Origin of the sequence: Pseudonocardia sp. TRM90224, from assembly GCF_021245725.1 — a bacterium.
Taxonomy (GTDB): Bacteria; Actinomycetota; Actinomycetes; order Mycobacteriales; family Pseudonocardiaceae; genus Pseudonocardia.
Window position 1 is genome coordinate 217,296 of record NZ_JAJGSX010000001.1, and the last position, 24,326, is coordinate 241,621.

Annotated in this window: 18 protein-coding genes; 5 read left to right on the forward strand and 13 right to left on the reverse strand. The window is 71.9% G+C overall.

Features of this window, described 5'->3' with window-relative positions; all coding sequences use genetic code 11:
- Positions 1-2: 2 nt before the first annotated feature.
- From nirD to LL648_RS00830, 9 genes are all read right to left on the reverse strand, one after another.
- Positions 3-350, reverse strand: coding sequence for a nitrite reductase small subunit NirD (nirD, locus tag LL648_RS00790; RefSeq protein WP_308190218.1), 348 nt, complete (start codon positions 348-350; stop codon positions 3-5).
- The gene (gene nirB / locus LL648_RS00795) at positions 347-2,854 is read right to left on the reverse strand and encodes a nitrite reductase large subunit NirB (RefSeq protein WP_232660401.1); all 2,508 of its coding nucleotides are present in this window, start codon (positions 2,852-2,854) and stop codon (positions 347-349) included. The genes nirD and nirB overlap by 4 nt, the downstream gene beginning before the upstream one ends.
- The gene (locus tag LL648_RS00800) at positions 2,851-4,299 is read right to left on the reverse strand and encodes an FAD-dependent oxidoreductase (protein ID WP_308190219.1); all 1,449 of its coding nucleotides are present in this window, start codon (positions 4,297-4,299) and stop codon (positions 2,851-2,853) included. The genes nirB and LL648_RS00800 overlap by 4 nt, the downstream gene beginning before the upstream one ends.
- 371 nt (positions 4,300-4,670) lie before the next feature.
- The gene (locus tag LL648_RS00805; protein WP_232660402.1) at positions 4,671-6,698 is read right to left on the reverse strand and encodes a molybdopterin oxidoreductase family protein; all 2,028 of its coding nucleotides are present in this window, start codon (positions 6,696-6,698) and stop codon (positions 4,671-4,673) included.
- Complete coding sequence (locus LL648_RS00810; RefSeq protein WP_232660403.1) at positions 6,695-8,062, reverse strand: nitrate/nitrite transporter; 1,368 nt, start codon at positions 8,060-8,062, stop codon at positions 6,695-6,697. The genes LL648_RS00805 and LL648_RS00810 overlap by 4 nt, the downstream gene beginning before the upstream one ends.
- A gap of 127 nt (positions 8,063-8,189) precedes the next feature.
- Entirely contained in the window at positions 8,190-9,014 is an 825-nt protein-coding gene (locus LL648_RS00815) for a TIGR02569 family protein (protein WP_232660404.1), read from the reverse strand.
- 111 nt (positions 9,015-9,125) lie between these two features.
- Positions 9,126-11,459 (reverse strand): hypothetical protein, encoded by a 2,334-nt coding sequence (locus tag LL648_RS00820; RefSeq protein WP_232660405.1) that lies wholly within the window; start codon positions 11,457-11,459, stop codon positions 9,126-9,128.
- A 719-nt stretch (positions 11,460-12,178) separates the two neighbouring features.
- Positions 12,179-13,351, reverse strand: a complete 1,173-nt coding sequence (moeZ, locus tag LL648_RS00825) for an adenylyltransferase/sulfurtransferase MoeZ (RefSeq protein ID WP_232660406.1) — start codon at positions 13,349-13,351, stop codon at positions 12,179-12,181.
- Between the two features lie 52 nt (positions 13,352-13,403).
- A complete protein-coding gene (locus LL648_RS00830) occupies positions 13,404-14,336 on the reverse strand; it encodes an alpha/beta fold hydrolase (protein WP_232660407.1) in 933 nt (310 codons plus the stop codon).
- 198 nt (positions 14,337-14,534) lie between these two features.
- On the opposite strand from LL648_RS00830, the gene LL648_RS00835 reads away from it, so the two are divergent.
- Entirely contained in the window at positions 14,535-15,422 is an 888-nt protein-coding gene (locus LL648_RS00835) for an Abi-alpha family protein (RefSeq protein WP_232660408.1), read from the forward strand.
- Between the two features lie 10 nt (positions 15,423-15,432).
- The gene (locus tag LL648_RS00840; RefSeq protein WP_232660409.1) at positions 15,433-15,747 is read left to right on the forward strand and encodes a hypothetical protein; all 315 of its coding nucleotides are present in this window, start codon (positions 15,433-15,435) and stop codon (positions 15,745-15,747) included.
- A gap of 537 nt (positions 15,748-16,284) precedes the next feature.
- Here LL648_RS00840 and LL648_RS00845 read toward each other — a convergent pair.
- Positions 16,285-17,520, reverse strand: coding sequence for a DUF445 family protein (locus tag LL648_RS00845; RefSeq protein ID WP_232660410.1), 1,236 nt, complete (start codon positions 17,518-17,520; stop codon positions 16,285-16,287).
- 109 nt (positions 17,521-17,629) lie between these two features.
- Between LL648_RS00845 and LL648_RS00850 the strand changes: the two genes are divergently transcribed.
- Genes LL648_RS00850 through LL648_RS00860 form a run of 3 tightly spaced genes read left to right on the forward strand, consistent with a single transcriptional unit; the run spans position 17,630 to position 21,452 of the window.
- Positions 17,630-18,535, forward strand: coding sequence for a hypothetical protein (locus LL648_RS00850; protein ID WP_232660411.1), 906 nt, complete (start codon positions 17,630-17,632; stop codon positions 18,533-18,535).
- Entirely contained in the window at positions 18,532-20,805 is a 2,274-nt protein-coding gene (locus LL648_RS00855) for a heavy metal translocating P-type ATPase (protein ID WP_232660412.1), read from the forward strand. Before LL648_RS00850 ends, LL648_RS00855 begins: the two co-directional genes overlap by 4 nt.
- A gap of 26 nt (positions 20,806-20,831) precedes the next feature.
- Positions 20,832-21,452 (forward strand): TetR/AcrR family transcriptional regulator, encoded by a 621-nt coding sequence (locus tag LL648_RS00860; RefSeq protein WP_232660413.1) that lies wholly within the window; start codon positions 20,832-20,834, stop codon positions 21,450-21,452.
- Positions 21,453-21,568: 116 nt separating this feature from the next.
- Here the strand turns inward: LL648_RS00860 and LL648_RS00865 are convergent, their stop codons facing one another.
- The 3 genes from LL648_RS00865 to LL648_RS00875 are packed head-to-tail and all read right to left on the reverse strand — an operon-like array spanning position 21,569 to position 24,254.
- A complete protein-coding gene (locus LL648_RS00865) occupies positions 21,569-22,471 on the reverse strand; it encodes an alpha/beta fold hydrolase (RefSeq protein WP_232660414.1) in 903 nt (300 codons plus the stop codon).
- Positions 22,471-23,370: an AurF N-oxygenase family protein gene (locus tag LL648_RS00870; protein WP_232660415.1), complete on the reverse strand. Its 900-nt coding sequence runs from the start codon at positions 23,368-23,370 to the stop codon at positions 22,471-22,473. The genes LL648_RS00865 and LL648_RS00870 overlap by 1 nt, the downstream gene beginning before the upstream one ends.
- On the reverse strand, positions 23,370-24,254 hold the full coding sequence (locus tag LL648_RS00875) for an SDR family NAD(P)-dependent oxidoreductase (RefSeq protein WP_232660416.1): 885 nt from the start codon (positions 24,252-24,254) through the stop codon (positions 23,370-23,372). The genes LL648_RS00870 and LL648_RS00875 overlap by 1 nt, the downstream gene beginning before the upstream one ends.
- Between the last annotated feature and the right edge of the window lie 72 nt (positions 24,255-24,326).

Genomic DNA, 24,326 nt, shown 5'->3' on the forward strand with positions numbered 1-24,326 from the left:
CGTCACGGTAGTCCGATCTGGATCGTGCCGCCGCGCGCCCGCACCGCGTAGACCGGCACGGACACGGTGGGTTCGTCGAGGCAGCGACCCGTCTGCAGATCGAACACCTGCTTGTAAACGGGCGAGGCCACCGTCGCAACACCGGCGCGGTCGCCCACCAGCCCGCGGGAGAGCACCGCCGCGCCGGAGAACGGGTCGATGTTGCCGATCGCGTGGACGGCGCCGTCGTGCGTGAGGAAGACAGCCACCTGTTGCTCACCGAGCAGCACTGCGACGCCGCGCTCCGGCATCAACCTGTCTACGGTGCACGCCGGCTCCCACCGGAGCCCCGCGTCGATCGTGGCGGTCACGACCGCACCGCCGGCAGCCCGATCGGCACCGGGACGGGCTGGCCCCGTTCGGTGACGAAGCTGATCGTGGGGTCGGGCGTGTCCGGCGCGTTGACGAACGAGACGAAGCGCGCGAGCTTCTCCTCGTCCTCCAGCACACCACGCCACTCGTCGGCGTAGTTGCCCACGTGGGCGTCCATGGCGGCCTCCAGGTCGGCGCAGATGCCGAGGCTGTCCTCGACGACGACGGCGCGGAGGTGGTCGAGCCCGCCCTCCATCGCCTCGATCCACGACGCCGTGCGTTGCAACCGGTCGGCGGTGCGGATGTAGAACATCAGGAACCGGTCGATCACGGCGATCAGCGTGTCGGTGTCGAGATCGGACGCCAGCAGCTCGGCGTGGCGCGGGGTGAACCCGCCGTTGCCGCCGACGTAGAGGTTCCACCCGTTCTCGGTGGCGATCACGCCGAAGTCCTTCGAGCGGGCTTCCGCGCATTCGCGGGCGCAGCCCGACACCCCTGACTTGATCTTGTGCGGGGCGCGCAGGCCGCGGTACCGCAGCTCCAGCGCGACCGCCAGCCCGACGGAGTCCTGCACCCCGAACCGGCACCACGTGGTGCCGACGCACGACTTCACCGTGCGCAGCGCCTTGCCGTAGGCGTGGCCCGACTCGAACCCCGCGTCGACGAGCCGCCGCCAGATCGCCGGGAGCTGCTCGACGCGCGCACCGAACATGTCGATCCGCTGCCCGCCGGTGATCTTGGTGTAGAGCCCGAAGTCGCGGGCGACCTCGCCGATCGTGATCAGCCCGTCCGGGGTGACCTCGCCGCCGGGGATCCGCGGAACCACCGAGTACGTGCCGTTGCGCTGCAGGTTCGCCAGGAAGGCATCGTTCGTGTCCTGCAGCGCCGCCTGCTCGCCCGCCAGCACGTGCCCGTTGCCGAGCGAGGCGAGGATCGAGGCCACCGCGGGCTTGCAGATGTCGCAGCCGCGTCCGGTGCCGTGCCGCTCGACCAGCTCGGAGAAGGTCGTGATCCCCGTGCCGGCGACGATCTCGAACAGCTCGGCACGGCTGTGCGCGAAGTGCTCGCAGAGCGCCGTCGACTGCTCGACGCCCGCCTGCGCCAGCAGCTTCTTCAGCACCGGGACGCACGAGCCGCAGCTCGTGCCCGCGGCGGTGCAGGCCTTGAGCGCCGGCACGTCGTGCGCCCCGTCGTGGATGGCCGCGCAGACGGCGTCCTTGGTGACGGCGTTGCAGGAGCAGATCTGCGCGGTGCCCGGCAGCGCGTCGGCGCCGATCTCGACGCCGCCCGGCGCGATCATCGCCACCGGGTCGGCCGGCAGCGGCGCGCCGACGAGCGGCCGCAGCGTCGCGTACTTGGACGCGTCGCCGACGAGCACCCCACCGAGCAGCGTCTGCGCGTCGTCGGAGACCACGAGCTTGGCGTACGTGCCGGCCACCGGGTCGTTGACCACGACCTCCAGCGCGCCCGGGGTCGTGGCGTGCGCGTCGCCGAAGCTGGCGACGTCCACCCCGAGCATCTTGAGCTGCGTGGACATGTCCAGCTCGGCGGGCGTCATCGTCGCCGAGCCGTCCAGCAGCCGGTCGGCGACCACCTCGGCCATCGCGTACCCGGGCGCGACCAGCCCGTAGGTGCGGCCTTCCAGGGCCGCGCACTCGCCGATCGCCCACACGTTCGGGTCCTGGGTGCGGCAACGCGCGTCGACCAGCACGCCGCCGCGTTCGCCGACGGGCAACCCGGCCGCCCTGGCCAGGGCGTCGGCCGGGCGGATCCCCGCGGAGAACACGACGACGTCGGCGTCGAGCTCGATGCCGTCGGAGAGCGCCGCGACGAGCCGGCCGCGCTCCTGCGAGATGCCCGCGACCGACACCCCGCACCGCACGGCGAGCTCGCTCGACTCGACCAGCCTGCGCAGCAACGCCCCGCCGCCCTCGTCGACCTGCACCGGCATCAGGCGCGGCGCGATCTCGACGACCTGCGGCGAGAGTCCGAGCGAGCGCAGCGCGCGGGCCGCCTCCAGCCCGAGCAGGCCCCCGCCGACGACCACGGCCGAGCGGCGACCGGGCCGCGGCTCCGCGATGCTGGCCTCGGCCGCCTCCATGATCGCGTCGAGGTCGTCGAGCGTGCGGTAGACGAAGCATCCGGGCAGGTCGCGGCCCGGCACCGGCGGGACGAACGGGAACGAGCCGGTGGCGAGCACCAGCGCGTCGTACCGGAGCACGCGGCCGGACGCCGTGCGCACGCTGCGCGCGGCGCGGTCCAGCTCGACGACCGGGTCGCCGAGCCACGTCCGCAAGCGCGGGTCGGTGCGCTCCGGGAGTGTGAGCTGCTCGGCCGTGGTGCCGTCGACGTAGGAGGAGAGCGCGACCCGGTCGTACGCCGGACGCTCCTCCTCGCCGAGCACGGTGATCCGCCACGCGTGTGTGGTGTCGCGATCGAGCAACGCAGAGACGAGCCGGTGCCCGACCATCCCGTTGCCGACGACGACGAGTTCGCTTGTCATGCAGCTCCCTCCGTGGGGACGAGCGAGGGCGGGTCGGCCTCGGCGAGCCACGCGCAGATCCCGGCGACGGTGTCGCCGCAGCCGCCGCAGCCGGTGCCGGCGCGGGTGGCCTTGGCGAGCGCGGCGACATCGGTCGCGCCGGCCCGCCAGGCCGTGACCAGCGCACCCTTCGAGACCGAGTTGCAGCGGCAGATCACCGCCGCCGACGGGAGCCGGCCGGGGTCGGCGGTCTCGGGGGCGCCGGGCAGCGCCCTGCCGAGCAGGAGCGCGAGCCGGTCGGTCGGTGCCGGCACGCCGGTGTCATAGAACTGGATCATCGACGCGGCCGCGTCGGGCAACCCGATCATGGCGCCGCCGACGACCTTGTCGCCGCGCAGCGCGAGCGCCGCGTACCGGCCGCCTGCCGGGTCGGAGAACCGCAGCACCTCGGCCGCACCGATCAGCTCGGCCGGGTCGCCGACGGTGGCGAGGTCGACGTCACGGGCCTTCAGGCGGGTGACGGCGCGGGTGCCGAGGTACCGCGCGGCGTGGTCGTCGCCGGTCAGCAGGTCGGCGAGCACGGCGGCCTGCTCCCATCCCGGTTGCACGAGCCCGGCGGCCGAGCCGGCGTGCTGCGCGCAGTCGCCGATGGCGTGCACGCGCGCTGCCGAGGTGGCGAGCCGGTCGTCGACCAGCACTCCCCGGTCGACCTCGATGCCGGCGGCCTGCGCGAGCCCGGTCTCCGCACGAACGCCTGCGGCGACGACGAGCGCGTCGGCCGGCACCAGCTCGTCGTCCGCCATCCGGACGCCCAGGCCCGGCTCCCACGCGGTGGCGAACCCGCCGAGCCGCACGTCGACACCGAGCCGGTCGAACGCCGAAGCGAGCACCGCTCCGCCCGCGGGGTCGAGCTGCCGCTCCATGAGGTGGGAGGCGGGATGCAGCAGGGTGACGTCCATCCCGCGCGTGACCAGCCCGCGCGCGGCCTCACACCCGAGGAGTCCGCCGCCGAGCACCGCGAACCGGGCGCCAGGACGGGCCAGCGCGATGATCCGCTCGCAGTCGGACATGTCTCGGAACGGGACCGCGCGCTCGTCGTCGAGGCCGTCGATCGGGGGCAGCCACGCGCGGCTGCCGGTTGCGAGCACCAGCTCGTCGTAGCGCAAGGAGCTGCCGTCCGAGGTGCGCACGAGCCGGCTGCCGGTGTCGATCGAGGTCGCCGCGACGCCGAGCCGCAGGTCGACGCGGTTGCGTGCGGCCCAGCCCGCCGGGTGCAGCTCCACCGACTGCGGCGTGAGGCCGCCGGCCAGCACCGTGGAGAGCAGCACGCGGTTGTACGCGGGCCGCGGCTCGGCACCGAGAACGGTGATCCGCAACCGCGAGCCGTCAGGGTCCCGGCGCCGAACATCCTCGACGAACCGGGCACCCACCATCCCGTGCCCGACCACCACAACACGTCTGCTCACGGCGACCGAGGCTAGGTAGCCGGAATTACGCCCACGCGACGCCGGATGACGAGGAGGTAACGCGTCCCGCACACCGGCCGGCAGCGGGCGTGCGGGGCTCCGGCGTCCGGAGGTAACCCCTCCCCGGATCCGCCGGCGAGGGTGGGCGCCCTGGGGAGGGCAGGAAAGCCACTTTCAGGCCCTGTGAGGGCAGGAAAGTGGCTTTCCTGCCCTCGCATGCGGTGCGCACGCATCGTGCCGTTCGAATCCAGCAATCGGACAGCGCTCTGACCAGCTGTGAACGCCCTGGCCGTGCCTACTCCGGACGGTGACCACGCCGAGATCACCCAGCGTGATCGACCGTTCGGCGATAGGTCCCCGCCCTGTTCACACTAGTGAACGGTGGCCCGCTCCAGACGAACCGCACATACCTTGAACTCGGGCATCCGGCTCGTCGGATCGAGTGCCGGGTTGGTCACCAGATTGGCCGACTGCAGCCCGCCGAAATGAAAAGGAAGGAAAACGGTGTCCGGCCGGAGGGTGCCGACGCACCGCACGCGCGCCCGCACCACACCCCGGCGGGACACGACCTCGGCCCACTCGCCGTCGTCGAGGCCCGCGCGCTGTGCGGTGTCGGGATGCACCTCGACGAACGCCTCCCGCGCGACGGCGGCCAGCTCGGCCACCCGCCGGGTCTGCGCACCGGACTGGTAGTGCACGAGCACCCGCCCGGTCGTCGCGCGCAGCGGGAACTCCGCATCGGGCAGCTCGGCCGACTCGACATGGTCAACCGCAACCATCCGGGCCAGCCCGTCGGGGTGCGCGAACCGCTCGGCGAACAGGCGCGGCGTCCCGGGGTGGTCCGGGGTCGGGCACGGCCAGTGCAGCGCCTCACCGGCGTCGAGGCGCTCGTAGGTGATGCCGGCGTAGTCGGAGATCCCGCCGGCCGAGGCCGCGCGCAGCTCGTCGAACACGCTCTCCGGCTCGGCGGGGAAGCCCTTCATCCCCAGCTCCGCCGCGAGCCCGGAGATCACCTGCAGGTCGGTGCGCACCCCGGCGGGCGGGGACATCGCGCGGCGCCGGCGCTGCACCCGGCCTTCGAGGTTGGTCATCGTGCCCTCCTCCTCCGCCCACTGGGCGACGGGGAGCACGACGTCGGCGGCCATCGCGGTCTCGCTCGGCAGCACGTCGGCGACGACCAGCAGGTCGAGCGCGGCGAGCCGCTCGGCGACGCTGCCCGAGCCCGGCGCGGAGACCAGCACGTTCGAGCCGAACACCAGCATCGCCTTCGGTCCGCCCGGGCGACCGAGCGCGTCGAGCAGCTCGGTTGCGCTGCGCCCGGGGCCCGGCAGCGTCTCCGGGTCGACGCCCCACACCGCGCCGACGTGCGCGCGAGCGGCGGGATCGCTGATGTGCCGGTAGCCGGGCAGCTGGTCGGACTTCTGGCCGTGCTCTCGGCCGCCCTGCCCGTTGCCCTGCCCGGTGATCGTCCCGAACCCGCTGCCCTCGCGTCCCGGCAGGCCCAGCGCGAGCGCGAGGTTGATCCAGGCCGTGACCGTCGCGACGCCGTGCGCGTGCTGTTCTGCGCCGCGAGCGGTCAGCACGTACCGCCGCCGCGAGCGGCCGAGCCAGCCCGCGACCGTGCGGATGTCCGCCGCCGGCACCCCGCAGAGCCGCTCCACCCGCTCGGGCCACCACCCTGCGGCGACCCGCCACACGTCGTCGAAACCGTTGGTCCGGTCGTCGAGGTAGGCGCTGTCGACGTGCCCGTCGACGACGGCCGCGTGCAGGAGCCCGAGCGCGAGCACCAGATCGGTGCCGGGCACCGGCTGCAGGTGCAGCCCGCCCGACGCGATCGCCCGCTCCGCCGTCGGGGTGCGACGCGGGTCGACCACAACCAGCCGGGCGTTCTGCAGCCGCCCCATCAGCGGCGGCATCGTCTCGGCGACGTTCGCGCCCGCCAAGACGACGAGGTCGGCGCCGTCGAGGTCGGAGATCGGGAACGGCAGCCCGCGGTCGACCCCGAACGCCCGGTTGCCCGCCGCAGCCGCCGACGACATGCAGAACCGGCCGTTGTAGTCGATCTGCGACGTGCCGAGCGCGACCCTGGCGAACTTGCCGAGCAGGTACGCCTTCTCGTTGGTCAGCCCGCCCGCGCCGAACACGGCGACGGAGTCGGGCCCGTGCTCGGCCCGCAACGCGCGCAGCCGATCGGCGACGAACCCGAGCGCGACGTCCCACGACACCGGCTCGCCGTGCAGCAACGGCGTGGTCAGCCGCTCCGGGTGGCCGAGCAGGGCGCCCGACGTCCAGCCCTTCTGGCAGAGGCCGCCGCCGCGCGCATCGACGGTCCCGTCGCCGGACACCCACTGCCCGCACTGCAGCGCGCAGTACGGGCAGTGGGTCGCGGTGCGCGTCATACGCCCGCGTACGCGAGGCGCGGGTGCGTCGCCTCGGCCGGGACCGGCCGCAGGTAGACGACGTAGGTCACGACCGCGCACACCACGTAGAAGGCGAGGAACGACCAGTACGCCGGCGCGCCGGTCTGCGCAGTGAGGAACGACTGGCGGAACGCCAGGTTGATGAAGAGCCCGCCGAGCGCTCCGACGGCGCCGGCGATGCCGATCACCGCGCCGGAGATCCGCCGAGCCCGCAGCATTGCCGGCCCCTCCTCCGCGCCGCCGGCGACGGCCACCTTCGCCTGGCCGTTGAAGATCGCGGGGATCATCTTGTAGGTCGAGCCGTTCCCCAGCCCGGTCAGCACGAAGAGCAGCACGAACCCGACCGTGAACAGCGTGAGCGAGCCGATCGCCGACGCACCGATCACCACCGCGGTGGCGAGCACCATCGCGATGAAGTTCCAGAAGGTCACGCGGCCCCCGCCGAACCGGTCGGCGAACCGGCCGCCGATCGGGCGGATCAGCGAGCCGAGCAGCGGGCCGATGAACGTCACGGCAGCGGCCTGCAGCGGGGTGCGGCCGAACTGGTTCTGCAGTACGAGCCCGAACGCGAAGCTGTAGCCGATGAACGAGCCGAAGGTGCCGATGTAGAGGAACGACATCACCCAGGTCTGCCGCTCTCTGATCGACTCGACGAACGCGCCGGTGTCGTTGCGCACCGAGGTGATGTTGTTCATCGTGGTCGCCGCCAGCACCGCGGCGACGACGATCAGCGGCAGGTAGACGCCCAGCAGCACCCTGGGCGCGCCGGTGCCCGCGGTCGCGATGATCAGCAGGCCGATCAGCTGGATCACCGGGACGCCGATGTTCCCGCCACCCGCGTTGAGCCCGAGCGCCCACCCCTTGCGCGATTCGGGGAAGAACGTGTTGATGTTGGCCATCGAGGATGCGAAGTTGCCGCCGCCCAGCCCGCCGACCGCGGCCACCACGATGAACACCCAGTACGGCGTGCCCGGCTGCATGACGAACGCGGCCAGCGTCGTCGGCACCAGCAGGAGCAGCGCGCTGACGATCGTCCAGTTGCGGCCGCCGAAGCGGGCGACGGCGAACGTGTACGGCAGCCGCAGCACCGCTCCGACCAGCGTCGGGACCGCCACGAGGAAGAACTTCCCCGCCGCGTCGATGCCGTACTCGGGGCCCATGAAGAGCACCAGCACCGACCACATCGTCCAGACCGAGAACCCGATGTGCTCGCACAGGATCGAGAACCACAGGTTGCGGTTGGCGATGCGGGCGCCGGTTCGTTCCCAGAAGCCGGCGTCCTCGGGGTGCCAGTCGTCGATCCAGCGCGAACGGGCCGGCTGTGCATCAGGTGCCGTCGTCACGGCGGACCTCCGGGGTCGGGAGCAAGACCCCGGTGACGCTAAGGACGTCCCGTTACCGACTCGTCGTCATCGTGTGACACGCGCGCAAACCGGCACTCACAGCCGTCGCCGTCACGTGTGAGAACCCTCAGACCAGGGTCCGGACGAGCGCGGCGGTGCGTTCGAGCCCCGGAAGAGTACGGGTGGAGCCCTCGGGGTGCTGCGCGTGCAGGGCGAGCCGGTGCAGGACGGCCCGCAGCAGCATCTGCGGCCACTCGTCGAGGTGCGACCAGCGCTGGACCAGCGACGCGTCCGCCCCACCCCAGGCCAGTGCGTCGACGACGATCACCGCCGCGGCCCACTCCTTCGGCCGCCAGCAGGGCACGAGGTCGATCACCGCAGGCACGCCGTCGTCGTCGAAGAGGACGGCGCCGAACAGCTCGGGGTGCACCACCTGCGGCGCGACCCGCACCGGCTTGCGCAGCGCGGCGATCTCGTCGTAGCAGGAACCACCCCGGACCGGGTCGAGCTGCAGCCGCTGCTCGCCGAACGCGCCGGCCGCCGAGCGGCTGACCAGGTCCTCCCGGTCGTCCAGCACGCGGGGACGCAGCACGGTCACCGTCGCGGCGTGCAGCCGCATCGCGGCCTCGACGACGGCGTCGTAGCGCGGTTCGAGGGTGCCGGGCACGTACCGGCTGGCCGCCCATCCGCCGATCACCCAGCGCCCGTCGGACGAGCGGACGGGGCGTGACACCCGCAGGCCGTCGACCTGCAGGGTGTCGAGCACGCCTGCCGACCACGCCGCCACGGCGTTGTCGGGCACGGCGCGGATGAGGACGTCCCCGCAATGCCACGCCCTGCGGCCCGCCCACACGACCGGCCTCGGTTCGACGTCCTTGACCCCGAACGCGGAACGGACGTGCGGCGGCAGCACAGCCTGGCCTGCAGCGGGTCGGACGGGTGCTGTGGTCACGATCGGCACGCTACCGGCGTGTGCGCGCCGATCAAGGCTGCCACGCGGGCGCGCACGACCCCAACCAGCAGATATGGTGATCTTGGGTGGCCGCAGGTCGCCGCGTGACCGTCAGTCGTCGGACTCATGGGACTCATCGCCCTCATCTGCGTCGTCGACGTCACCGCGGTGCTCGCCGTCCTGGTCGTCGTGGTCGCCCCCGGACCGCTCCCAGTGGTCGGAACCGGCGTCCTCCTCGTACTTCCATGAGTTGTCGTCGTCCTGCTCCCCTCGGTTGTCGTCCGAGCCGCGCTCCCGCCATTCGTCGCCAGCCTCGTCGCCAGCCTCGTCCCCATGTCCGGCCTCGTCGGATCCGCCATCGCTGTCCTGGTCGGCGTCCCGGTGGTCGCCGCGATCACCCTCCGATCCCCACCGGTCGGAACCGCCGTCGGCGGAGTGCTCGTCGTTCGAGCGCTCGATGTGCTCGTCGTCGCTGTTGTCGTCGTTGTCGCCGTCGGCGCTGTTGTCATCGGATCCGCGCGAGTTGTGATGGTCCTCGGCCCGGTGTTCATCGGCCTCGTGCTCGTCGGCCTCGCTGTCTTGGTCGCGATGGTCGTCGCCGTTCCTGTCCCCTGAGCCGCCGAACAGCGATTTCAGCACGTCGTAGGTCTCGGACGCGCCGTCCGATCCGCGGGAGTGGGAGGACCGGTCGTCGGATTTCGCGTCGCCGTGGTCCGAATCGTCGGGGTCGGATTCGTCCCGCTCAGTGCCGCCCCAGCCGGAGCCGTCCCGACCAGCGTCGTCCCGACCAGCGTCGTCCCGGCCGGAGGCGTACCGGCCGGCGTCGTCTCGATCGGAATCGCCCCGGTCAAGGCCGTCCCGGATGGAGCCGCCCCAATCAGGGCCGCCCCGGTCAGAGCCGCCGTCCCGGTCAGCGTCGTCCCGGTCAGAGCCGCCGTCCCGGTCAGCGTCGTCCCGGTCAGAGCCGCCGTCCCGGTCAGCGTCGTCCCGGTCAGCGTCGTCCCGATCGGGACTGCCCTGGTCAGGCCCGACCCGGGCAGAGCTGCCCCAGTCGGAGCTGCCCCAGTCGGAGCCGTCCCGGCCGGAGCCGTCATCCCGGTCGCTGTCGCGTGAGCGGCCGCCACGCGGGTCGTCATCGCGGGAGCTGCCCACGTCCCAGGCGGTCTCACGCTCGGAGCGGTCGGCGCTCGGGTCACCGTCCAGCAGATCCCCGACCTCACCGAGCAGCCCGCCGTCCGACCTCCGGGATTCTGTGCCGTCCGCTGCGTCGTCCGCACTGCCACCCTTGCCGAACAGGTCGTCGATCTCTTCTGCCGGTCCGGTGCCGGCGGCATCGCGCAGCGCCTCACCCACGCCGTCGACGATCTCCTTCAGCGGCCCCTTCCGCCCCTGCGCTCCGGCGTCCTGCTCCTTGGTGTCGTCACCGGGCCCTCGTGGGTCGGGCGGCCCGCTGATGCCGGTGTCCTCGCGCTCCGGGGCCTCCTGCTCGCGCCCGCCGACGATCTCGGGGAGGGTCGGCGTCGGATCGGGCGCCGGCTCGTCGTCCTCGTCGTCGCTCCCGACCTTGCTGTGGTCGGAGCCCTGGTCGACGGCCGCGAGGACGTCGTCGCTGATCTCGGCGGTCTCCTCGCCGTCGGCGGGCAGCGGGGTGCGGGCGGCGTTCGCGACGTTGTCCTCCAGCACCTCCAGCTCGTCCCGCTTGGCATCGCGCTGGCGGATCCGCAGGTCGCGCTGCTCGTTGAGGGCGGCGAGCTCCGCGTCGTCGGCGGAGGTGCGCCCAGCGCTCTCGCCGTACGCCTTCTCGACGGATTCCAGGTCGTGCTCGGACTTGTCCAGCTCCGACTTCGCCTCGTCGAGCGCCCGGTAGCTGTCGAGCTGCGACTGGATGGTCGCCTTGCGCCGCTCCAGCAGCGCCTTGCGCTCCTTCAACCGCTGCGCCGCGACGGGGATGATCGCCTTCCGCGCCTCCGGCAACCGGTTCAGCGCGAGCTCGGCGCGGGCGATCTCCTCGAGCTGACCCTGGACCGACGCCAACGTCACCTGCGCGCGGGCCGCCCACTCGTCGTGCGTCGTCGGCTCCGGCATCGTCGACGTCCCGCTCGCCGGCGGCGAGGGCTCGGCGGCCGTGATGGCGAACCCACCGGCCAGCAGGCCGACCGCACCGAGGACGGCAAGCGAGCGGCGTCGCCGCAGTGCAGGGAGGCTCACCTCCGGCGCCGGTGCGACGACCTGCGACTCAGGGCCTGGGACGTCGGCCGGCTCCACGAGCCACGGCAGGGCGGCCACGAGCCGCGACCCGCTGTCGGGCTGCACGGCGGACCGTCGAGCATGCCGGGCAGCCACGCGGTGGGCGGCTGAGCAGTACCGCCGCGCAGGACGGTCGGGCACGTCCTCGATCTCGACCTCGCAGCCGGACAGCGCACAGCGCCTAGCGTCTTCTGCCACCGATGCGACCCCTATCGCCACCCGACGTCATGATCAATCGGGTTCGGGACGCTACCTGCAGGAATGACGCGTTGTCACCGCCCAATCACAGGCCCTGACCTGGGCATCACCGTGACGCTGCGTACCGGCGAGGAGCCGCCGCTACGCGGGGTGACCGCTGCGCGGGGCGTCAGGAAAGCCACTTTCATGCAACGTGGTTGCATGAAAGTGGCTGTCAGGTGAATCGCTGCAGCCACCGCGGTGGACCGGCACCCGAGGTTCCTGGCGTTGGCCGATCGAGAGTGCCGTTCGCGCCGTCGCCCAAGGGTTGGGGAGGGCAGGAAAGCACACAACCCGACCGGCCGTCACGGCCCGGGTCAGGCCGCCGGGGCTGGTCGTGCACAGGTTCGCCTCCCCGTGCACAGGTTCGAACCTGTGCACGAAGGCATCAACCTGTGCACGAGCGCCCTACGCCGGCTGTCCGTGCACCCACCCGTCGGGCCGGAACGAACGAACGGCACTTTCGTCCACTAGGTATGGACGAAAGTGCCGTTCGGTCACCGACCCCTACCGCGGCGTACCCCCGAGTGCCGCACCCAGCACCGATTCTCATCCCTCGTGGCGGCCCGGAGGGCCATGGCGGACTTTCCTGACCTTCCACGCGCACCACACCGAGCCGGACATGCGAAACGGCGCCCCCCGACGGATTCGTCGGGGAGCGCCGTTCCGGCTGCCGAACGTCAGTACACAGGCAGCGACGGGTCGATCTGCTTCGCCCACGCCAGCACGCCACCGCCGACGTGCACGGCGTCGCGGAAGCCCGCCTTGTGCAGCGCCGCGAGCGCCTCCGCCGAGCGCACGCCCGACTTGCAGTGCAGCACCACCGGCTTGTCCTGCGGGATCTCGGCGAGCGCCTCGCCGGAGAGGATGCGGTCCTTCGGGATCAGCGTCGCGCCCGGGATGCTGACGATCTCGTACTCGTTCTGCTCGCGGACGTCGATCAGCGCGAAGTCCTTGCCCGCGTCGATCATCTCCTTGAGCTCGAGCGGCGTGATCGTGTGGCCGGCCGCAGCGAGCTGCGCGTCGTCGGACACAACACCGCAGAACGCGTCGTAGTCGATCAGCTCGGTGATCGGCGCGGTGTCGGGGTCCTTGCGCACCTTGATCGTCTTGTAGCTCATCTCGAGTGCGTCGTAGACCATCAGCCGCCCGAGCAGCGGCTCACCGATGCCCGTGATCAGCTTGATGGCCTCGTTCACCATGATCGAACCGATCGATGCGCACAGCACACCCAGCACGCCGCCCTCGGCGCAAGACGGGACCATGCCGGGCGGCGGCGGCTCGGGGTAGAGGTCGCGGTAGTTGAGGCCCTTGCCGTTGGGGGCGTCCTCCCAGAACACGGAGGCCTGGCCCTCGAACCGGAAGATCGAGCCCCAGACGTACGGCTTGCCCAGCAGCACCGCTGCGTCGTTCACCAGGTAGCGCGTGGCGAAGTTGTCGGTGCCGTCGAGGATGAGGTCGTAGTCGCGGAAGATGTCGAGGACGTTCGAGCTGTCCAGCCGCGTCTCGTGCAGCCGAACCTCGACGAACGGGTTGATCTCGCGGATCGAGTCGCGGGCCGACTCACCCTTCGAGCGCCCGACGTCGGACTGGCCGTGGATCACCTGCCGCTGCAGGTTCGACTCGTCCACGACGTCGAACTCGACGATCCCGAGCGTGCCCACCCCCGCGGCGGCCAGGTACAGCAGCGCGGGGCTCCCGAGCCCTCCGGCGCCGACGACCAGCACCTTCGCGTTCTTGAGCCGCTTCTGACCCGCCATGCCGACGTCCGGGATGATGAGGTGGCGGCTGTAGCGCTCCACCTCTGCCTTGGTCAGCTCGGCGGCCGGCTCCACGAGCGGCGGTAGCGCCATGGTTCAAAGCTCCTCGTATCGACGTACTGGCCTGTTCGGGGCAACGCGCAGGTCATCGCCATTCTTCCCCAGAGGCCACGGCGTCCCACATGGCGGCGGTGGCGCGGGCCACGGTCACCGGTGCCTCGATCTGCGCGATGTGCCCGACGCCCTCCAGCATCAGCAGCTTCGCGCGCAGCGTCGAGGCGGTCCGGGCGGCCAGCCGGGGCGCGACGAGCCGGTCGCGATCGCCCCAGACGACGAGCGTCGGCGCCTGCACGCGCCGGGCGACCGACCACAGCGACTGCCCCAGCACCCAGCTGGCCAGCATCGCCTTCCCCGTGCGCTCGACGGCCTCGATGCCCCATTCGAGCGAGCGGCGCTCGGCGACCTCGGCCTCCATCTCGGCGATGCGGTGCTCGACGGCCACGCTCGGGTCGCCGAAGCAGTGCGCGACCAGCTGCTCGACCCGTTGCCGAGGGGTCAACGCCGCCAGCTCGGCGCGGGCCCGCGCGCCGATGCCGGGCACGGCGGCCAGCAGGAACCGCGGGTCGGAGATCCGCCGCGGGTCGGGCCTGCGGTCCGGCATAGCCGGCGAGACCAGCGTCAACGTGCGCACGAGCTCGGGACGCCTGGCCGCCACGACGATCGCGATGGCGCCGCCGAACGAGTTGCCGATCAGGTGCACCGGACGGCCGTGCCCGGCGAGGAAGCAGAGCAGCGCGTCGGCGTGCGCGGCCGGCGAGTAGTCCCTCGACACGAGCGGCCTGGAGAGCCCGAAGCCGGGCAGGTCGACGGCCGTGCCTGCGGCGCGCGAGCCGAGCTGCGCCGCGAGGTCCGTCCAGTTGGTGGCCGAACCGGAAAGTCCGTGCACGTAGACGGCGGGTGTGCCGTCGGGGCCCGGGGTCTCCCGGACGTGCAGCGTCACGCCACCCGACGTGATCTCGCGCCCCGGCCACGGCCGCTGGTGCACGTCGAGAGCCGGCAGGCTGTCGGGCTCGGCCATGGGCACCGGTGAGGTGACGGCAGTGCGAACGGAAGACGTCGTAGCGGAAGACACCGAGCGAGCATGACCCGACGCGCTCCGCCTCCGCCACTCTCCGGCACGCGCAAGTTGTCGATACTGGCCGTACTTGTTACCTTGGGTAACACCTAATGGTCGTGGTAGCTTGCCCTGCCGCTCACAGTTGCGAGGAGGCGAGGGGTGACCGACGAGACCACCCCGCCCGAGCGCGACGACAGCATCGAGGCGTTCGTCGCCAAGGCGAGCCTCTTCGCCCGCTGGGCCACCAAGACCGGCGCCGAGATCGCCCGCAAGCTGCCCGGCGCCGACGCCGTCGGGGCCGAGCTGCAGCAGCTGGAACGGACGGTGCTGAGCGAGCTGCGCCGCAAGCTCGACAACGTCGACCCGCTCGCCGACGGGCGCCAGCCCGCCCCGGAACCCGTCGAGAACCCGGCGCGCGCGGCGAACCCGCCACCGCCGCCGAAGCAGACCGAGCCGCTGCGCGTCGCCATGGCCGAGCTGCTGGTGCGCTCGATCGAGCAGACCAAGCAGCGGGCCCGCGAGTACCTCTACCTCACGGTTCTGCGTCAGCTGCTGCCCGACGAGGCCCGGATCCTCGCCGCGCTGGCCGACGGCAGCACGTACCCGCTGGTGCACGTCGACCTCCGGACCGGCGTCACCGCATCGCGACGGCTGCTCGCCAACGCCTCGACGGTCGGACGTGCCGCGGGCGTGGCCGTGCCGGCCTCGGTGCCGCACTACCTCACCCGGCTCCTGCACCTCGAGCTCGTCGAGGTCGGCGATAACGACCTCACGCTGTCGGTGCAGTACGACATCTGCCTCACCGACGAGAAGGTGCGCGAAGCCGAGAAGACCGCTCGCGCGACGGGCCGGGCCAAGATCGTCCGGCAGACGGTCCGGATCTCGCCGTTCGGGCGCGAGCTGTGGGACGCGAGCCATCCGCACGTCGAGGAGTCGTGGGCCGAACCGGCGCCCGCCTCGACGAACGGCACCCCGCCGCCCGAGCCGCCCTTCACCGATCCACCCATCGACGTCACGGCCCGACCGGGTGAAACGGACAGCCAGTAGTCTCGACGTCGTGCCCCGTCGCGTCGCAATTGTCCTTTCTGCCCTCGTACTCGCCTTCGGCGCCGTCGCCTGCGCATCCGGGGGCTCGAACACCTCCTGCGGCGTCGATGGCTGCACCATCACCTTCCCGCGCAGCGGCGAGGCCTCCGTCTCGGTGCTCGGGGTCGAGGCCAAGCTCGTCGGCGTCTCGAACAGCACCGCGGAGCTGCTCGTCGCGGGCCAGCGCGTCACCGTCCCCGTGGGCAGCGAGACCGAGGCCGGCGGCTTCACCGTCGGCGTCGAGCGGGTCACCGACACCGAGGTCGTCGTGCGCGTGCGCCCCTAGGGTGCCGCCCACGGACGTCAGGAAAGCCACTTCCATGCAATGACGTTGCATGAAAGTGGCTGTCAGGTGAATCGCCGCAGCCACCGCGGTGGACCGGCACCCCGGGATCCAGGCACTGGCTGATCGGGAGTGCGCTGAGGGCTGTCGCGGCAGCCCTGAGCACACTCAACTCACGATCCCGCCCACTCTGCGACAGCAGGGATGTGCGCGAACGGCACTTTCAGGCCAACCTATCGTTCGAAAGTGCCGTTCGCGCAGCTCACCCCCGGGCTGGGGAGGGCAGGAAAGTGGCTTTCCTGACAGCCCGTGCCGGCCCGTCGCACGCGAGATAGGTGCGTGACGCACACGTTGCCGGGAAAGCCACGTTCCCGGCCCTACGCGCCGGGAAAGTGGCTTTCCAGGCACCCCTCGCCCGACCTAGCCGCGGCCGTTCCGCGAGCCGCGCCCCCACGGATTCTCATCCCTCGTAGCGGCCCAGAGGGCCATGGCGGACTTTCCTGACCTTCCGCGCGCGTCGCCGGCGCCAACGCGCCACGGTCAGTGCGTCAGGCTCTCCACCAGCAGCAGCTGCAGCTCCCCGACCAGGAACCCGAGCGTCGCGCCCACCGCGATCAGGATCCACTCGTCCTGCTCGAACGCGGGCCGCAGCAGCTCCTCGAACTCCTCGGTCGTGAGCTCCTGCATCTTCGTCACCAAGGTGTTGCGGATGTCCATCGCGTCCTCGGCGTAGTCCTCGACGTAGAGCATCGTCTCGGGCAGCGCCTCCATCACCTGTGTGCTGACCGCGCGCTTCATCTCCTGGTAGCGCGTGCTGCCGACGGCGAAGACGACGATGGGGCGCACGATGCCGGTCTGCGCGTCCAGGACGCTCTGGACCTCTTTCTGGACCATCGCGTAGAGCTTGTCGGACGTCGGCCCGCGCAGGACGGCCTGGATGATGTTGTGTGGCGTGATGATCTCCTTGGCGATCAGCGCGCCGTACGCCGCGGCCACCTCGCGGCGCCGCTTGAGGAACAGGCCCTGCCACTCGAAGAACCCGAGGTACCGCTTCGGCTGCTTCGGATTGAAGATCATCTTGAGCGCGAGCCAGTCGGTGAACCAGCCCGTGACCAGCCCGAACAGCGGCATGATCAGCGGCGAGCGGAACACCGCCCACGCCACGGCCTGGATCACGCCGATCGCGGCGCCGAAGTAGATGCCGGAGCGCCGGATGAAGGCGAACTCCTCGTCGCCGGCCTCCCGGAAGATCCGGTTGAGCAGCGCCTTGTCGCGCACCAGGTTGGTGACGATCATGTCTTTGAGGTCGAAGACGCTGTCGATGTCGTCCTTGACCGCCGCCATGATGTTCTGGACGATCTTCGGCGCCTGCCGCTGCACCCGCGCGATCACCAGCGACCGCACCGTCTCGGGCATCGACTCCCAGAGCCCCGGCTGGAACTGCGTCGCGACGTGCCGCGTGATGTCCTCGATGTTGTCCAGCAGCGGCTTCTCGATCTCCTTGGCGACGCGGTCCGCGTCGAGCCGCCCGAAGATCTCCGAAGGGCTGATGAGCTTGGTGGTCATCGTGTCGCACGCGATGCTCGCCATCCGCGCCGCGCGCCGCGGCACGATCCCCTGCCAGCCGAGGAACGGCGGCTTGCCGACGAACTCGAGCGGCTTGAACATCATCTCGATCGCCAGGATCTTGGTGACGTAGCCGATCAGCGCAGCCAGCAGCGGCATCGACGCGTAGACGTACCAGTACTCACCGACGTTGCGCAGGATCTCCTCCATGGCGCCCCCTCGCGTCGGTGGTCGCGTTGATCCTAATCGCTGGACAAACCGGCTGACATGCCGAAATACCCCCCGCTGGTAACTTGGCGGACAGGAGGCGTCACCCAGCATGAACACCCCGGCCCGGCTCTCGGCGTTCGCGGCGGCGCTCGCGCTCGTCTTCGGCGGAGCGTGGGGGCTCGGCGTGATCGTCGGCACGCCCCCTCCCCCGCCGCCACCCGCGGTCGCCACGCACGGCGGCCATGGAGAAGCGGCGCCGCAACAGGCGGGGCACTCACACGGATCGGCCGAGGTGCCCTCGGAAGGGCTGGTCGCGACGGCCGCCGGCTACACGCTCGTCGCGCAGACCGCCGCCTTGCAAGCCGGGACGCCCGGCGAGCTGGCGTTCACGATCACCGGCTCCGACGGCCGTCCGGTCATGGCGTTCGACGTCGTGAGCGAGGAGGCGATGCACGTCGCGGTCGTCCGCCGCGACGGCGTCGCGTTCCAGCACCTGCACCCGAAGATCACGGCTGACGGCTCGTGGCGAATCCCTATGACGCTCCCGGCGGCCGGCGTCTACCGCCTCTACGCCGACTTCCTGCCCACCGGCGGGCCCGCGCTCGTGCTCGGCACCGACCTCTTCGTCCCCGGCGAGTTCGGGCCGGTGGCGCCGCCGGAGTCCCGGGTCGCGCAGGTCGCCGGCTACCAGGTGCGGCTCGACGGCGACCTCGTGCCGGGCGCGCCGTCGCAGGTCTTCGCGACCGTCAGCCGCAACGGCGCCGCGGTGACCGACCTCGAACCCGACCTCGGCGCCTTCGGCCACCTCGTGGTGCTGCGCCGGAGCGACCTGGCCTACCTGCACGTCCATGCCGGCGACGGGTCGCCGCCCGCGCCGCAGGCCCGCTCCGGCCCCGGCATCCCGTTCACCGTGGAGGTCCCGACCGCGGGCTCGTACCGGCTCTTCCTCGACTTCCGCCATGCCGGTGCCGTGCAGGTCGTCGACTTCACCGTCACCACGAGGGCGGCGTCATGAGCGAGCTCGTCACCGCGGCGCCGACCACGCAGCTGGAGCTGACGATCGGCGGCATGACGTGCGCGTCGTGCGCCAACCGCGTCCAGCGCAAGCTCAACAAGCTCGAGGGCGTCACGGCCACGGTCAACTACGCCACGGAGAAGGCGCACGTCACGTTCCCCGCCGAGCTGGACCCGTCCGCGCTCGTCGAGCAGGTCGAGTCGGCCGGCTACACGGCCGCGCTGCCGGCGCCGCCCTCCGAGGAACCGGCGCAGGCCCCCGACCCCGCGCAGTCGCTGCGCGAGCGGCTGGCCGGCTCGGCGGTCCTGGCCCTGCCGGTCGTGGCCGTCTCGATGATCCCGGCCCTGCAGTTCACGTACTGGCAGTGGACGATGCTGGCGCTCGCGGCGCCCGTCGTCTTCTGGGGCGCGTGGCCGTTCCACCGCGCGACGCTCACCAACCTCCGCCACGGCGCGGCCACGATGGACACGCTCGTCTCGGTCGGGACGCTCGCGGCGTTCGGTTGGTCGGTCTACGCGCTGCTCTTCGGCACGGCGGGGCTGCCCGGCATGGTGCACCCGTTCTCGTTCACGGTCGCGCCGGGCGACGCGTCCGGCTCGATCTACCTCGAGGTCGCCGCGGGCGTCACCGTCTTCGTGCTGGCCGGGCGGTACCTGGAGGCGCAGTCGAAGCGCAAGGCCGGGGCCGCGCTGCGGGCGTTGCTGGACGTCGGCGCCAAGGAGGCGACGGTCCTGCGCGAGGAGGGCGAGACCAGGGTGCCGGTCGCGCAGCTCGCGGTCGGCGACCGCTTCCTGGTGCGGCCTGGCGAGACGATCGCGGCCGACGGGGTCGTCGAGGACGGCGCCTCGGCCGTCGACGTCTCGATGCTGACGGGTGAGTCGGTGCCCGTCGAGGTCGAGCCGGGCGATGCGGTGGTCGGCGGTTGCACCAACGTCGGCGGGCGGCTGGTCGTCCGGGCCGGGCGGGTCGGCGCCGACACGCAGCTGGCCAGGATGGCACGGCTGGTCGAGGAGGCGCAGAACGGCAAGGCGGAGGTGCAGCGGCTGGCCGACCGCGTCGCCGGGGTGTTCGTGCCCGTCGTGATCGGGCTGTCGGTGGCCACGCTCGGCTTCTGGCTCGGTGCGGGCGGCGGCGCGGCGGCCTTCCCCGCCGCGGTGGCCGTCCTGATCATCGCCTGCCCGTGCGCCCTCGGTCTCGCGACGCCGACGGCGCTGCTGGTCGGCACCGGCCGCGGAGCGCAGCTCGGGGTGCTGATCAGAGGCCCGGAGGTGCTGGAGTCGACCCGCAAGGTCGACACGATCGTGCTGGACAAGACGGGCACGGTCACCACCGGCCGGATGACCGTCCACGGCGTGCATGCGGCCGACGGCGAGTCCGGCGACGACGCCCTCCGCTACGCGGGCGCGGTCGAGGCGGCCTCCGAGCACCCGATCGGCGCCGCCGTCGTCGCCGCGGCGGAGGTCTGCTTCGGGCGGCTGCCCGGTGTCGCCGATTTCGACAGCACGCCTGGTCTCGGGGTGCGCGGGATCGTCTCCGAGGTCGACGGCGACACGGTGCTCGCCCACGCCGTGCTCGTCGGGCGCACGGCGCTGCTCGACGAGCACGGCATCGACCTGCCGCCGGATCTGAAGGAGATCCACGGTGAGGCGGAGGCGGCCGGCCGCACCCCGGTCGTCGTGGCGTGGGACGGCATCGCCCGCGCCGTCATCGTCGTGGGCGACTCGGTGAAGCCCGGCAGCGCCGAAGCCGTGCGCAGCCTGCGCGAACTCGGCCTCACCCCGATGCTGCTGACCGGCGACAACCCGGCGGCAGCGGCCGCCGTCGCCGCCGAGGTCGGGATCGACGCCGACGCCGTCATCGCGCGGATGACGCCCGAGGAGAAGGTGGCGGCGATCCGGCGGCTCCAGGCGGTCGGCAAGGTCGTCGCGATGGTGGGTGACGGCGTGAACGACGCCGCCGCGCTAGCCACGGCCGACCTCGGGCTCGCGATCGGGACCGGCACCGACGTCGCGATCGAAGCGGGCGACCTGACCCTCGTGCGTGGCGACCTCATGGCCGCCGTCGACGCGATCCGGCTCTCCCGGCGCACCCTCGCGGTGATCAAGGGGAACCTGTTCTGGGCGTTCGCGTACAACGTCGCGGCGATCCCGCTCGCGGCGGCGGGACTGCTGAACCCGATGATCGCGGGCGCCGCCATGGCGCTGAGCTCGGTGTTCGTCGTGACGAACAGCCTTCGGCTGCGCAGCTTCCGCGGTGCAACCACCCGATAGAGCTACCGACCGGTAAGCTATCTGACATGAGCGAGGTGACAGCGGCACACCGCGGGACCAGGTTGTCCCGTGGCGCTCGGAGGGCACAGCTGCTGCTTGCCGCGCGGGACGTCTTCGCCGCGCAGGGGTATCACGCGGCCGCCATGGACGACATCGCCGAGCGGGCCGGTGTCAGCAAGCCCGTGCTCTACCAGCACTTCCCGGGCAAGCTGGAGCTCTACCGCGCGCTGCTGACCACCTACGCCGACGAGCTCGTCGAGCGGGTGCGCGGCGCCATCGCGGCGACGACCGACAACCAGGAACGCGTCCACGCGGTCTTCTCGGCGTACTTCGACTTCGTCGCCGGAGAGGGCCAGTCCTACCGGCTGATCTTCGAGTCCGACCTGCGCCGCGAGCCGGAAGCCGCGGCCGTCGTCGACGGCGCGAGCGCCCGCTCCGTCGACGCGATCGCGGCGGCCGTCACCGCCGACGCCGGCCTCGACGAGTCCCGGGCCCGGCTGCTCGCGGTCGGGCTGGTCGGGCTGAGCCAGTTCGCCGCGCAGTACTGGCTCGACGCCGCCCAGAACGTGCCGCGCGACGAGGCCGTCGCGCTCATGTCGAGCCTGGCGTGGCGAGGCCTGGCCGGCTTCCCGCTCGTCCACGACTGAAGCTCGCCGCCCCCGCCGGGGTGTGTGCGTTCCGCACACGAGGGCAGGAAAGCCACTTTCCGGCCCTCACAGGGCAGGAGAGTGGCTTTCCTGCCCTCCCCAACGCCCCAACGCCCCTACGCCGGACGCCGGGCCCCAGCCGCCGCCAGGGCGCTGATTCGCGACGCGACGCCGGCCACCCGCTCCACCGGCACCATGTGCCCCGCACCGGGGAAGACGGTGAGCTCGGCGTTCGGCAGCGCGTCGCTGATCCGACGTGCGTAGGCGACGGGGGTGAGCCGGTCGCGCGTTCCGACGAGCACGCTGGTGGGGATGTCGGAGAACGCGGCGAGCGCGGCGTCGCGGTCGTGCGCGTTCAACGTCGGGCGGAACCCGGAGACCGTGATCGGCCGGCAGGCCGCGACGGCCTCCGTGGTGATCCGGGTGGCCTCGGCGGCCGCGTGCGGGCCGAGCAGCAGCCACTTCATCGCGGGCCGCAGCAGCCGGGGGTCACCGAGCCGCCGCCTCGTCGCCCATCGACGGGTCGAGTACATCCGGTGCTCGACGTTGCGGAACGCCGTCACCGCACGCGACGGAAGGCCGAGCGTCGCGTCCGCGAGGCCGCCGCTCGCCGTCGACACGAGCGCAACACCCGCCACCCGCTCAAGCAGCTCCGGGTGCCGCTCGGCCAGCGCCATGATCGTCATGCCGCCCATCGAGTGCCCGGCCAGCACGAGCTTGCCCTCCGGTGCCAGCGCGGTGACGACGGCGGCCATGTCGTCGGCGAGCTGCTCGATCGTCATCGTCGCCGGGTCGACGGCGGCCGAACGACCGTGCCCGCGCAGGTCGAAGCGGACGACCCGCGGCGGCGGCTGGTCCCGCAGCAGCGACCTGGCAACGGGCCCCCACGTGCGCAGGTCCAACGTCCACCCGTGCGCGAGCACCACCGTCACCGGCGCGTCGCCGGGGCCTTCGACCACCGCGTTGAGCTCGACGCCATCGGCGCCTCGGATCGTGCGCAGCGCCTGATCACCCAGCATCAGATCAGGTGCGCCTTGCGCCAGAGCAGCTCGGTCGGGCCGCCGATCAGACCCTGCTCGCGCAGGAACGGCACGAGCTTGCGGGCCGACCACTTCATCATCTCCTGATGATGCGGGTTGGCCTGCGCCGCCTTGAAGCCGACGATCGGGTCGATCCCGACGCTCTTGTAGACGTCGCGGTGGATCAGGTTGCGGGCGACGACGTACGCGATGCGCGCCGAGAGGTACCGGCCGAGGGCGCGCTCGGCGGCGTTGACCTTCGGCATCATCCGGATGAGCTCCTCGCGCGCGTACCGGACGTGCCGCGCCTCCTCCGTCACGTGGATCTTGTTGACCATCCTGGTGAGCGGCTGGACATTCTCGTCCTTCATCGCCTCGCGCTGCAGCTGGTCGAGGATCTCCTCGACGAACAGCGTGCCGGCGAACATCGCCGGGCCGTACGCAACGGTCTTGAAGAACCGGCCCAGCTCGTGCGTCAGGCGGCGCGGCGCGTAGTCGGGCACGCCGTAGTGCGCCGTCATCTTGGCGAACATGATCGAGTGGCGGCACTCGTCGGCGATCTCGACCAGCGCGTACTGGATGTGCTGGCGGCGCGGGTCGCGGTCGTAGGAGTACCGCAGCAGCATTTGCATGAGGATCATCTCGAACCACAGCCCGATGCGGGCGACGCTGCACAGCTCGTGCACGGAGAGCGTCCGGCGCTGCTCGTCGGTCAGCGTCTCCCACAGCTCGGTGCCGTAGAGCGAGACGCGGTGCTCCGGGATGCCCCAGAGCCCGTCCACCGGTGCCGACGACCAGTCGATGTCGATGCTCGGCTCGTAGGAGTGGTCGAGCGACGAGCGGAGCAACCGCTCCGCGGTCGCTTCGCGGTCGTTGACGACCTTCGCGGGGGCATTCATCAGGAGCTCCTTTCGGTGGTCGGTGCCGTGCGTGGGACGGGTGCGGTGACGTCGCGGCCGGTCAGCCTGCGCACGAGCCCCGCGGCGAGCGGGGCGGAGTCGAAGTGTCCGGCCGCGGCACGCTTGCGCAGCCTGCTGGCCACGGCGGAGCCGACGACACCGGGCAGGTGCCGTCCGAGCCATAGCTCGACGGCGCCACCGCGGCTGCCTGCGGTGTTGCGCGCCGGCCTGGTGGCGGTCAGCGTCCGCAGCACCGTCCCGACGATGTCCTCGACCTCTTCGCGCCGCACCTGACCCTCCAACGCGAGGCCGACCTCTCGGCCCTCGTTGTGGATCGGGGTGCGGACGTACCCGGGGTAGACGGTGCTGACGTGCAGCTCGGTGCCGTACTCGACACGCAGCGCGTCGGCGTAGGCGGACATCCCGCGCTTGGCCACGCTGTAGGCGGAGACGAACGGGAGCGTCAGGTAGGCCAGCTCGCTCGACACGAACACCACACGGCCCTTGTCGCCGCGGCGTGCGCGGCCTTCGAGCAGCGCCGGCAGCGCGGCGGCGGTGACCCGCCATGCTCCGAACAGGTTCACGTCGATGACCCGGATGGCGTCAGGCCGCAGCGGGCCGCCTGCGTCGTTCGGCGTACCTATCCCTGCGTAGTGGACGACTGCATCGAGGCCGCCCAGCGTCTCGACGGCGTCGGCGACGGCAGCCTCGACGGCCGCGTCGTCGGTGATGTCGCAAGGCAGGATCCGGTCGCCCGACACCCGGTCCAGGCCGATGACCTGCACTCCTTGCTCACGCAGGCGGGTCATCGTGGGTGCCCCGAACCCTCCGGCGGCGCCGGTGACGAGCACCCGGTCGCCGGCCGCGATGCCAGCTGACGTCATCCTCGCCACCTCCGATGAACGCTCAAGCCCTTGCTGTTACCCGGGGTAACTGTTACTTCTAGTACCGTGCCT